At 51.6% G+C, this 11,832-nt stretch carries 12 protein-coding genes and 1 other annotated feature; of the genes, 10 read left to right on the plus strand and 2 right to left on the minus strand.

Going from position 1 to position 11,832, the window contains the following annotated elements; translation table 11 throughout:
- Positions 1 to 404 precede the first annotated feature (404 nt).
- The 8 genes from QZQ29_RS07020 to QZQ29_RS07055 all read left to right on the plus strand — a co-directional run bounded on the left by QZQ29_RS07020 (position 405) and on the right by QZQ29_RS07055 (position 8,957).
- On the plus strand, positions 405 to 746 hold the full coding sequence (locus QZQ29_RS07020; RefSeq protein ID WP_296961677.1) for a hypothetical protein: 342 nt from the start codon (positions 405 to 407) through the stop codon (positions 744 to 746).
- A gap of 706 nt (positions 747 to 1,452) precedes the next feature.
- Positions 1,453 to 2,631, plus strand: coding sequence for a M20 family metallopeptidase (locus QZQ29_RS07025; RefSeq protein WP_296961679.1), 1,179 nt, complete (start codon positions 1,453 to 1,455; stop codon positions 2,629 to 2,631).
- 63 nt (positions 2,632 to 2,694) lie between these two features.
- A complete protein-coding gene (gene argF / locus QZQ29_RS07030) occupies positions 2,695 to 3,705 on the plus strand; it encodes an ornithine carbamoyltransferase (RefSeq protein ID WP_366663870.1) in 1,011 nt (336 codons plus the stop codon).
- A 14-nt stretch (positions 3,706 to 3,719) separates the two neighbouring features.
- The gene (gene argC / locus QZQ29_RS07035) at positions 3,720 to 4,688 is read left to right on the plus strand and encodes an N-acetyl-gamma-glutamyl-phosphate reductase (RefSeq protein WP_296961682.1); all 969 of its coding nucleotides are present in this window, start codon (positions 3,720 to 3,722) and stop codon (positions 4,686 to 4,688) included.
- A gap of 347 nt (positions 4,689 to 5,035) precedes the next feature.
- A complete protein-coding gene (argB, locus tag QZQ29_RS07040) occupies positions 5,036 to 5,890 on the plus strand; it encodes an acetylglutamate kinase (RefSeq protein ID WP_296961690.1) in 855 nt (284 codons plus the stop codon).
- A 291-nt stretch (positions 5,891 to 6,181) separates the two neighbouring features.
- Positions 6,182 to 7,348, plus strand: coding sequence for an acetylornithine/succinylornithine family transaminase (locus tag QZQ29_RS07045; RefSeq protein ID WP_296961693.1), 1,167 nt, complete (start codon positions 6,182 to 6,184; stop codon positions 7,346 to 7,348).
- Positions 7,349 to 7,560: 212 nt separating this feature from the next.
- Positions 7,561 to 8,292: a flavodoxin gene (locus QZQ29_RS07050; protein WP_296961696.1), complete on the plus strand. Its 732-nt coding sequence runs from the start codon at positions 7,561 to 7,563 to the stop codon at positions 8,290 to 8,292.
- 23 nt (positions 8,293 to 8,315) lie between these two features.
- Positions 8,316 to 8,957, plus strand: coding sequence for a DUF4405 domain-containing protein (locus tag QZQ29_RS07055; protein ID WP_296961698.1), 642 nt, complete (start codon positions 8,316 to 8,318; stop codon positions 8,955 to 8,957).
- 136 nt (positions 8,958 to 9,093) lie between these two features.
- On the opposite strand, the gene QZQ29_RS07060 is transcribed toward QZQ29_RS07055, so the two are convergent.
- Positions 9,094 to 9,585, minus strand: a complete 492-nt coding sequence (locus QZQ29_RS07060) for a MarR family transcriptional regulator (RefSeq protein WP_296961701.1) — start codon at positions 9,583 to 9,585, stop codon at positions 9,094 to 9,096.
- Between the two features lie 155 nt (positions 9,586 to 9,740).
- Positions 9,741 to 9,985: a binding site (T-box leader), on the plus strand.
- 48 nt (positions 9,986 to 10,033) lie between these two features.
- Here QZQ29_RS07060 and QZQ29_RS07065 point away from each other — a divergent pair.
- The gene (locus QZQ29_RS07065; RefSeq protein ID WP_296961704.1) at positions 10,034 to 10,864 is read left to right on the plus strand and encodes a MetQ/NlpA family ABC transporter substrate-binding protein; all 831 of its coding nucleotides are present in this window, start codon (positions 10,034 to 10,036) and stop codon (positions 10,862 to 10,864) included.
- Here QZQ29_RS07065 and QZQ29_RS07070 read toward each other — a convergent pair.
- Positions 10,861 to 11,049 (minus strand): hypothetical protein, encoded by a 189-nt coding sequence (locus QZQ29_RS07070; RefSeq protein ID WP_296961708.1) that lies wholly within the window; start codon positions 11,047 to 11,049, stop codon positions 10,861 to 10,863. The genes QZQ29_RS07065 and QZQ29_RS07070 overlap by 4 nt on opposite strands.
- Before the next feature lie 145 nt (positions 11,050 to 11,194).
- Here QZQ29_RS07070 and QZQ29_RS07075 point away from each other — a divergent pair, with 145 nt between their 5' ends.
- Positions 11,195 to 11,755 (plus strand): TetR/AcrR family transcriptional regulator, encoded by a 561-nt coding sequence (locus QZQ29_RS07075; protein ID WP_296961711.1) that lies wholly within the window; start codon positions 11,195 to 11,197, stop codon positions 11,753 to 11,755.
- The last annotated feature ends 77 nt before the right edge of the window (positions 11,756 to 11,832 follow it).

The following is an 11,832-nucleotide window of genomic DNA, read 5'->3' on the forward strand; positions in this document are numbered from 1 at the left end:
TTTAGCAACAGCTGCGACACTAACGGCTTTTACCGAGATCCTTCGCTGTCGCTCAGGATGACGGTGGGAGGCGGGAAAGGGATTCCGTAACGCAGTCTGACGTCTGATTTCTGACTTCTATCGTCTAATCCACGCCCCTATCCTTCGTCGCCTAACGGCGCCACCTCCTTCCTGTGGAAGGAGGCTAAATACTGCGGCGCCAGCCGCCACCACAACCCTCGCGCCATAGGCGCGTTAAACCTAAGAACCCTCCGGCCGTAAGGCCGGTCAATCTTAAGAACCTTTTCCCATACCATAACCTTCTGAACCCTTTATTTATAAAATTTCCCAAATCATGCACAGGGTCATGAAAGATGTTATAATGTAGAGGTAATATTTCAACTGTAAAGGACAGGTGTTTATTCATGGAAGAAATGGAAAAAGGGAAAAGATATTCTGCTGAGTCCAAGGGCTATGACAGCACGATTTATGAAGTCCGGTTCACTCCTGTGATGGAACGGCCTGAGTATCAGGAGGGGCCGACCAGAGAGGCGCTGGAGAAGCTGCAGAAGGAGATGGCGGAGAAGGATTTTGAGAAGTATGTGAACAATGGTCTTATCCGCGTGACCTTTGACAGCGGCCGTCTTCTTCTCATTGCAAAGTCGGAAATTTACAGGACCATGCTTTACGGACCATTCTTTGGAGCTATCTGCAAGGCATTTGAGGTGGATAATTTCCGCGTGGTGAGCCAGGTGAACGGATATTGAGGAAGCACTGATTAATTCATAGAGTCTACTTTCATAAGAAATTTTATGCACTGCTTCGTCATGGGATTCCTTAAATAGCTCGCTATTCTCGTCATCCCATTCCTCGCATTGCATAAAAATTCAAGAATGAAAGCAGACAATGATTTAATCAGCGCTTCCTAAAAAAGAGAACGCCCCATGCGTCTCTCCCATGATTCAGATCTATGATTATCCGTTCTCGCTGGATGCCTGCATATTATTGCTATTATATCATACTTTGTCGAAATACTTAAGAAATATTTTTTCAGCTGCAGTGATTCAGGGAGGCATGCAGTATACGCGTATACGGACAGCCGCCATCCTGCCCGCCTTCCTGCAGGCCGGTATGCAGCGGCAAAGGAAGCACTCACCTCTTGTACCAAGATCCTTCACTGCCTTCAGGATAACGGCACGGGGCAGGACGGCCCCCTGCCAGTGACTTACGAGAAGCAAAAATAAGAAATTATTTTCACTTCCTGCTCTTTTTTCAAAAAAATTTTGCTTTACCTATTGCATATATATTCGTAAAGTTGTATTATTATTGCAATCCAATTTATACATGTTTTTGCATTTCCAAGATATTTTGTAAAAATCCATAAAATACACAATATTTCTTAATATTATATATGCATAAATATTCAAAGATATACAAAAACGGTCATTAAAGTCAGGAAAAGAGGTCGTCTCAATGATGTACGAAAAAGAAGTCAAAGAAAAAGTCACACACATTCTGCCACAGGTGGTGACCTGGAGACGACATTTCCATGAATATCCGGAACTTTCCGGAAAGGAAGTGAAAACGTCGGAATATATCCAGGACGTTTTCAAAAATCTGGGCATTCCCTATGAAACGGGATTTTTCCAGAACGCCGTGCTGGGCATTATCAAAGGCAGCCATCCCGGAAAAACGGTGGCCCTCCGGGCAGATATGGACGCCCTTCCGGTGACGGAGCTTACAGGCCTTCCCTTTGCTTCCAGGAATGAAGGGGTCATGCATGCCTGCGGCCACGACGGCCATATGTCCATCCTTCTGGGCGCCGCTGCCGTGCTGAATCAAATGAAGGACAAACTTCAGGGCACGGTAAAAATTGTTTTCCAGCCGGCGGAGGAGGAAGCAGCCATCGGCGGCGGCCGTCACATTGCAGCCAGCGGGAAGCTGGACGATGTATCGGAAATCTACGGTCTCCATGTATGGCCGGAACTTCCCACCGGCAAAATCGGGCTGAAGAGCGGCGCCCTCATGGCGGCGTCTGACCGTTTCTACGTCCACGTGAAAGGAAAATCCACCCACGCCGCCCAGCCCCACAACGGCACCGACGCCCTGGTGGCAGCGGCCCATTTCATCATCGACGTGCAGTCCCTGATTTCCAGGGAAATAAACCCCATGGACAATGTGGTCTGCACCATCGGCCTCATGAATGCCGGCACCCGTTACAACGTGGGCGTAGAGGACGCTTACCTGGAAGGTACCTGCCGCACCTACCGTCCGGAGCTTCGGGACAAAATGGAAGCAAGGCTTGGTGAAATCCTCAAAGGCCTGGATGTCATGTTCCACACCCATTCGGAGCTGAACTATGTAAGAGGCCACAGCGCCACCATCAATACGCCGGAAAAGATTGATTTCCTGAAAAAGGTGGGCACCGCCTACCTGGGAAAAGAGCATATCATGCAGCCGGAATTCCCCTCCATGTGTGCCGAAGACTTTTCCTCCTACCTTGAAAAATTCCCCGGCGCCTTCTTCTGGCTGGGTACGGGCGACGGAAATACGCCGGCCCTGCACAATGCATCCTTTGCCATTAACGAATCCATCCTTCCCCTGGGAATCACCCTGGAAGCAGCAGCCGCCCTGGAGGCCCTCTCCCGATGAGGACATGGTCCTATAAATGATTTGAGATTTTTTAAAAGTTAAAAACATACAACGAGGTATATCATGAAAAGCTTACAGAACCATTCCTTTCTCTCCATGCTGGACTACACACCGGAAGAATTCGCCTATTATCTGGACCTTGCGGAAAAGCTGAAGCAGGACAAGGCCGCCGGAAAAGAAATCAAGACCTTAAGCGGCAAAAATTTTGCGCTCATTTTTGAGAAAGACTCCACCCGCACCCGCTGCGCCTTCGAAGTAGCCGCCCACGACCAGGGCGCCTACACCACCTACCTGGGTCCCACGGGCACACAAATCGGCAAGAAGGAATCCATCGCCGACACCGCAAGGGTCTTAGGAAGCATGTTTGACGCCATCGAATTTCGGGGCTACGCCCAGAGCGCGGTGGAGGAGCTTGCCGCCAAAGCCGGCGTCCCCGTGTGGAACGGCCTTACGGATTACGACCACCCCACCCAGACCCTGGCCAATTTCCTCACCCTGAAGGAACATTTCAAGAAGCCTTTGAACCGGCTGTCCTACGCCTATGTAGGCCACGGCCAGTCCAACATGGCCCACGCCCTCATGGCAGGCGCCGCCCTTGCCGGCATGGATTTCAAAATCATCGGACCGGCACAGTATTTCCCGGAGGACGATTTCACAGCCAAATGCAAAAAGATTGCAGAAAAGACCGGTGCCACCTTCACCTTCACCGATGACCCGGTGGAAGGGGTAAAGGGGCTGGACGTCATTTACACCGGCGTATGGGTGACCATGGGGGATCCCTACGACCTCTGGGGCGAAAGGATTAAGCTTTTCATGCCCTACCGCATTACCATGGACATGATTAAAAATACAGGAAATCCGGACACCGTCTTCTGCCACTGCCTGCCCTCCTTCCATAATACGGAAACAAAGGTGGGAAAGGACATTTATGAACGGTTCGGCCTGGACGGTATCGAAGTCACCGATGATGTATTCGAAGCCCCCTTCTCCCTGGCCTTCCAGGAAGCGGCCAACCGGCTTCCCACCATTAAAGCGGTCATGGTAGCCACCTTCGGCGAATATCCCATGGACTGAAAGGAGGAACTATTATGAAAGCAATGCCAAAAGTATTCATCGTCGGCGAATCGGGCACCACCGGCCTCCGTCTCCAGGACCGGCTGTCGGAAAGGAAGGACATTGAGCTCCTTCATCTGCCGGAAGATAAAAGAAAAGACATTCCCACTATCCAGGCCTTCGCAAAAGAAGCGGACCTCATGTTCCTCTGCCTCCCCGACGCCGCCTCCAAAGAAGTGACCGCCGCGGTGAAGGATATTCCCATCCGCATCCTTGACACCTCCACCGCCCACCGCACCGACGATGACTGGGTGTACGGCTTCCCGGAACTTTCCAAAGACCAGAAAGAAGCCATTTCCAAAGCGGATAAGGTGGCCGTCCCCGGCTGCCACGCCAGCGGCGTCATCGCCATCCTGTATCCCCTGATTCACGCAGGCATCCTTCCCATCAACTATCCCCTTCACTGCTTCTCCCTCACCGGCTACAGCGGCGGCGGAAAGAAAATGATTGCCCAGTACGACGAAGAAGAAAGCGCCGACTTCAAGGCGCCCCGGCAGTACGGCCTTTCCCAGAACCACAAGCACCTTCCGGAAATCATGAAGGTGTGTCACCTCTGCGAAGCGCCCCTCTTCTCCCCGGTGGTGGACGACTTCTTCGAAGGCATGGAAGTAACCATCGGCTTCCACACCCATTTCCTCCAGCTCCCCTGCGGACTGCCGGGAGATATCGACACCGATGATTTCCACATGATTTTTAAGAAACACTACGAAAATTCCAAGCTCATCCACCTCTCCCCCCTGTCGCTGGAAGAGACAAACGGCCTCTTCCTTTCTGCCAATGAAAATGCAGGAAAAGACAGCCTCACCATCCACATCGCCGGCAACGACGACCGGGTCCTTGTCATCTCCACCTTCGACAACCTGGGCAAAGGTGCCTCCGGCGCCGCCATTGAGTGCATGAACCTCATGCTGGGTATGCCGGAAGAAACGGGACTGGTGGTGTGAAAACGGCGGAGCCGTTTTCACAGGGTTCAAAGGGTTCAGAAGGTTCAAAAGGTTCAAAAGGTTCAGAGGGTTGCGGTGGCGCCCTATGGGCGCATATTAAAAAAGGGGCGCGGCTGGCGCCGAAAACGCTCACCTCCCCAGCGGAGCGATTATATAACTCCCTTTTGAACCAGCCCGGAAGGCGCCAGCCAATCCCGGGTTCAAGCAGCCCAGGGCGCAGGCCCGGCGGCTGCTTGAACCCGGGCACCATAGGTGCCTGAACCCTCTTGTGTACGGGAATACAGTCCACCAGCTCACTAGCTCACTAGCTCACCAGTCCACCAGCTCACTAAATAAAGGAGTCAACCATGAATACATCCAATGCAGTCCGGGCGGAAATATTAACACAGGCCGTCCCTTACATCAAAGAATATACCGGTAAATACGTGGTCGCCAAGTATGGCGGGAATGCCATGACCGACCCGAAGCTGAAGAAATCGGTGATGCAGGACATCCTCCTTCTCCAGCTGGTAGGGGTGAAGGTCATCCTCGTCCACGGCGGGGGACCGGAAATCAGCGCCATGCTGAAGAAGCTGTCCATTGAATCCCATTTTGAAAAGGGTCTCCGCGTCACCGACGACGACACCATGGAAGTGGTGCAGATGGTGCTGGCCGGCAAGGTCAATAAAAGCCTTGCCGCCGACCTTGCCGCCCTTGGCGGCAGGGCCGTAGGTCTCTGCGGTATCGACGGCGGCCTCATCAAGGTCCACCAGATGGATGAAAAGCTGGGCCATGTAGGGGAAATCGATGAAATCAACACGAAAATCCTGGACGACCTCCTGGACGGCGGCTTCATCCCCGTCATCTCCTCCATCGGCATCGACGATGAAGGAAACCCCTATAACATTAACGCCGACACCGCCGCCGCCAAAATTGCCGCCGCCCTCCATGCCGAATCCATGGTGGTCATGAGCAACATCAACGGCGTATTGAAAGACAAGGACGACGAAAGCTCCCTCATCAAACAGATTTCCCTGAAGGATGCGGAAGAACTGAAAAGCAGCGGAATCATCGCCGGCGGCATGATTCCTAAAGTAGACTGCTGCACCAACGCCGTCAAAGAGGGTGTCAAAAAGGTTTTCATCATTAACGGAGAAATCCCCCATGCCATCCTCATCGAACTGCTCACCGACGAAGGACTGGGCACCATGTTTACAAAGTAAACGGGCGGCTTTGCCGCCCATTGTTTGACGGCCCTATGGGGCCGAAGTTTGACAGGCCCTTCGGGCCTGAGGGTTCTTAAGTTTGACACGCCTTACGGCGTGAGGGTTAAGGTGGTGCCTGCGGCACAATTTATAGTCCATTTCGCCCTCCTCATCTCCCTTGGGAAACACAAGAACCCAAGTCCCAGAAGCAAGAACCTAAAAACTATTATTACCAGCCCACCAGCCCACCAGCCCACCAGCCCACCAGCCCACTGTTCCCCCCAGCCCACTAAATAAAGGAGATACACCATGAATACAGAAGAAAAAGATGCTGCCTATATCGCCCATACCTATGCCAGATATCCCGTGTGCTTTGTGAAAGGCAAAGGGTCCCACCTCATTGACGAAGAGGGAAAGGACTATATCGACCTGGGAAGCGGCATCGGCGTTGATATTTTCGGCATTGCCGATGACAAATGGATGGATGCTGTCACAAAGCAGCTCCATACGCTGAACCACGTTTCCAACCTTTTCTACACAAAGCCCATGGCCGATCTGGCAGAAATCCTCTGCACAAAGACAGGAATGAAGAAAGTTTTCTTCTCCAACTCCGGCGCCGAAGCCAATGAATGCGCCATCAAGGGCGCCCGGAAATACTCCATTGATAAGTATGGCAAAGAAAGAAATGAAATCGTCACCCTCATCAATGGCTTCCACGGCCGCACCATTACCACCCTTGCCGCCACGGGGCAGGACATTTTCCACAAGGACTTCTTCCCCTTCACCCCCGGTTTCCTCTATACCCCGGCCAATGACCTGCCTGCTTTCATCAAGCTCTGCGAAGAACACCCGAATATCTGCGCCGTCATGGTGGAACCTATCCAGGGAGAAGGCGGCGTCCATCCGCTGGAAAAGGATTTCTTCGAAGGCATCGGCAAATATGCCAAAGACCATGACATCCTCCTCATTGTGGATGAAGTGCAGACCGGAAACGGCCGCACCGGAAAACTTTACGGCTACATGAACTACGACGTGGAGCCGGACATCGTTTCCACCGCCAAGGGCATCGGCGGCGGCCTTCCCCTGGGCGCCACCATGTTCAACGAAAAGACCGCCGGCGTCTACACCCCCGGCACCCATGGCTCCACCTTCGGCGGCAACCCCATAGCCTCGGCCGGTGCCATTTCCATTATGGAAAGAATTGATGATACCCTTCTGAAAGAAGTGACGGAAAAAGGAAAGTACATCAAAGACCGGTTCACCGGCGCCAAAGGGGTGAAGTCCGTGGCCGGCATGGGCCTCATGTGGGGCATTGAACCGGAAAAGGACGTGAAGGAAATCGTTCCCAAACTCCTTGCAAAGGGTGTGGTGGTGCTTACGGCAAAGGAAAAGATCCGCCTCCTGCCGGCCCTCAATATTCCCTGGGATGATTTGAAAAAAGCCGTTTCCATCATGAAAGACATACTGGCAGAATAATTTTATAGCCTGTATCCAATGGCATCGCCGGATACAGGCTTTTCTATACCATGACACAAAATGCCCATATATTTCATGCCTTACAGGCATGAAATGCAGAACACACAAGGTATTAGACCCATTTCCTGTATCTGCTTATACTGAAGGCAGCAGGAAACGTGTCTCCCTGCTTTCATCATTTCTATGATTTCTGCAATGCTGAGGTGATTGTGATGAAATTATCCAATATTCTGAAATCCGTGCTGCTGGGCATGACGGTCCTTTCTGTTTCCGCCTGCGGAAACGGCGAAAGCGGCAAAAGCCCTGCCTCTTCTCTTCCTGCTTCTCCGGCCAAATCTTCCAATGGCGCCTATGTGCCCAATCCTACCGGAAAGCCTATGTCCGAGGATATCAAAGATGAACTGGAAAGCATCCATAAAAAAGAGGCTGCTTCCATCCCTACCATTAAGGAACTTCCTGCCGGAAGTAATCAAGGAAAGAAAGTGCTGATTGCCTACTTCACCTGGGGCGGCAGGAGCGGCGACATGGCCCGCTATATCCAGCAGAAGACCGGCGGCGATATATACGAAATAAAAAGGGACCCCGACTATCCCTCCGGCTACAGCGATGTCATCAAAGAATCGGCTCACGAGCTGGACGCAGGGGTCATACCGAAGGTAGCAGGCACGCCGCCCGATGTGTCCAAATATGATGTATTAATTCTGGGTTATCCCTGCTGGTGGTTTACGGAACCTCTCATCGTCACCTCTTTCCTGCAGGGTCAGAATACGAAGGATAAGCTCATTGTCCCCTATATGTGTTCCTTCACCAGCCCCTTTGAGGTGACCCTGCCTGCCCTTCATGCAGCCGCACCGGATGCAAAGATTTTCACAGGTCTTACCCTTGATAAGGACACGGACGAACATCCCGCCATTGATGACTGGCTTCTAAAAGCCGGTTTCTGATTTTCCTGCATGCAGAGGCTTTCATGAAAAAAAGAATGATTCTTGATACGGCCATGCTGATGACCTTCCTCCTGCTTTTGGACTATCGGTTCGTTCATAACAGGGGCCATGAAATACTGGGTATCCTTTTCCTGCTGCTGGCCCTGCTCCATACGAAATGGAATCTTTCCTGGTATAAATCTCTCCATCGGGGCCGGTGGACAAAGCAGAGGATTTTTTCCATCCTGGTTAACGGAGTGTTCATTCTTTCCTTCCTCACCGTCATGGCATCGGGCCTTTTGATTTCCAGAACCGTTTTTCCTTTTCATCCCCACCTATCTTTCTGGGTAAACGGTCTTCACCAGGCTGTCGGTTATCTCATGCTCATTGCCCTGGGCCTCCATCTGGGGCTTCACTGGCAGACCATCCTGCCCCGCATGCAGAAAGGTCTTTCCTTACGTCCGTCCAAAGCGCTGTCATGGATGAACAGACTTCTAATGATACTCATCGTTTTATCAGGAATTTATTTTTCCTTTGACGCCCACATAGGAAACAGGCTCCTTCTCCTTTCCGCCAGAGGCTCAGCCTTCAACAGTCCGGGATGGTTCCTTTTCAGCCGTTTGATGATGATAGGGCTTTATGCGTCTCTTGCTTATTACGGGCAGAAACTTCTTTCCCGAAAATAAAAACACCGCTGAATGATGATTTCAGCGGTGTTTTTTTGCGCAGTGCAGGCAGTGTGCCGTTTCATTTCACTATGGTCACCATGACACCGGCATAATGAAAGCTGTACTGGCTCACGCTGCCCACGACGATGCATCTTCACGGTTCATCCACAATTTTATGAAGAAGCCGCACCAGCTCCTTCTTTTCCTTCTCATCCAGTTTTCCGATAAGATGGGAAATCCGTACATAGTGGTCCGGCAGGATGCTGTCCATTTCCTGCCTCCCCTTGTCCGTGAGGTACACAAGCCGGGCCCTTCCGTCCGCCTCATCCACCGATTTTTTTACCAGCCCATCCCGCTCCATGCGGGCCAGCATGACGGAAATGGTGGCCTTCGTCACCCCTGCCATGGACGCCAGCTTCGACGGCGCCAATCCTTCCTCGTGCTGGTGAAGGATAATCATGACGCAGAGCTTTCCCTGGGACATGTGGTACTTCCGCTCCAGAATGTCATCGGTTTTCCCTTTGATTTCCTCCGCCGCCTTCATCACCGTAAGCATGGTAATCACATCGTCGGGATGGATTTCCGGTATCTGCCTGGCATGGGCCGCCAGTTCCTCCCGGGATGGAAATACAAAATTCCTGTACATAATGCCTCCTGTATTAGTTTAGTAAGCCAGCTAAATAAATAGTAACCCACTTTGGAAGAATTGTCAAAGGAAATAAAATCCCTCTTGACGGAAAACGGGGAAGAGTGATATAGTATTTCCAACTTCATAAGGGAAGTACGAATGAATCAGTACTTTCCAAGGCAATGAAGAGAAGAGTACGCCGGAAGGAAGAGCAAAGAGAGCCCCGGAAGGTGGGAAGGGGTGTCCGATGTCCTGCGGAATATGGCCTCCGAGCCTCTCTGCTGAATCATCAGGCAGACCGGGAATTCCCGTTACAGAAGAGAAGTATCAAGGCAGCGCCGGCGTACTTCATAAGGCTTTTCCGGTGACGGAAAGGCGAACATGGGTGGTACCACGAACATAATCCTTCGTCCCTTATGGGAGGAAGGATTTTTTTATTTATCCATTTCATCATAGGAGGAGTATTATGAACTACAAGAAGACCCTGATCGCATCCATTGCCGCACTGGCAGCTGTCGGATTCATTGCAGGCTGCGGAGACCAAAAGACACAAGCCCCGGCCAAGTCCGATTCCGGCAAGGCCGTCACCATTAAGGTAGGCGTTTCCCCCGTTCCCCATGGCGAAATCCTGAACTCCGTGAAGGACCAACTGGCCAAAGAAGGGGTGAATGTGGAAATCGTGGAATTCACCGATTACGTACAGCCGAACCTGGCACTGAACGACAAGAGCCTGGATGCCAACTATTTCCAGCATAAACCCTATCTGGACGAATTCTGCAAATCCCGGGGCCTGAACCTCACCTCCATCGGCTCAGTACATCTGGAACCCATGGGCGTATACTCCACCAAGATTAAAGATATCAAAGCCCTTCCCGACGGCGCCCATGTAGCCATCCCCAACGATCCCACCAACGGCGGCCGCGCTCTGCTGGTTCTCCAGTCCGCCGGCCTCATCAAACTCCGTGACGGCGCCCCCATTACCGCAACACCCCAGGATATTGCCGAAAACCCGAAGAACCTCCAGTTCTCCGAACTGGAAGCTCCCCAGCTTCCCCGCTCCCTGGAAGATGCGGACATTGCCGTCATTAACATGAACTTCGCCCTGGAAGCCAAGCTGGATCCCAAGAGCGCCATCTACACCGAAAGCTCCAACTCCCCCTATGCGAACATCGTAGCTGTCCGTGCAGGCGATGAAAAACGGCCGGAACTGCAGAAGCTCATGAAGGCCCTCAACAGCCAGGAAGCCAAGGACTTCATCAACAAGAAGTATAACGGCTCCATTAAGGCCACCTTCTAAAGCCCTGCCGCCATCGTTTCATGCAGGGATTTCCAAAGACCGTTCCATGAACCAGCCTTTGGCCTTATCCAAAGATGAGAAAGTAAAAATACTTTCTCATCTTTTTTGATGGGATAATAAGAAGAGTTATGAGGTCTGCTGATGAAGAAATAAAGAAAGAGTAGATAGAAATTAAATTTCCCCATCTATCCTGCTGCCTCCTTGCATTGCGGCCTGTCTTATATTACACTAATAATGATAATGAACAAATCGTACTGTAAATTACGGAAACAGGAATTTCATCGTTTCAATGAATCACCGTTTCCCTAAAAGACACCCAGGGAGAACGTTATGGACCGTCGCCAGCAGAAAACAAGAGCCGCTATTTTCAGCGCCTTCAGCGCCCTTTTGTCGGAAAAGCCCTACTCTAAAATCACCATCCAGGACATTATTGACCGCGCCAACATCGGCAGAAGCACCTTCTACGCCCACTTTGAAGCCAAGGACAGCCTTCTGAAGGAAATGTGCGGGGAACTTTTTGACCATATCATCGAAGGCGTCATGCACGACAACGTTCCCAGCGACGCCCACATGGCCCCCGGTGTGGAAGACCCCGTGTTCTGCCATCTGCTGCAGCACATCGACGCCAATACCAACCACGTCCGGGACCTCCTCACCTCCGAAAGCAGCGACATTTTCCTGCGCTTCTTCAAATCCAGCCTGGACAGGCTCATTGCTTCCTACCTCCTAAAGGATAAAACCCCTTCCTGCCCGGTGCCGGAGGAATTCCTGCTGAACCACATTTCCGGAAGCTTCGTGGAAATGGTGCAGTGGTGGGTGAGAAGGGATATGAAGGAAACGCCGGAAGAGCTGGACGCCTATTTCCGTGCCGTCATCAATCCCCTGCTTTAAGGAAGCACTGATTAATTCGCAGAATCGAATTTCATATGTATTTTTATCCAATGCTGCGTCATCAGTCTCCTTAAATA

It is taken from the genome of uncultured Dialister sp., assembly GCF_900538805.1.
GTDB lineage: Bacteria > Bacillota > Negativicutes > Veillonellales > Dialisteraceae > Dialister.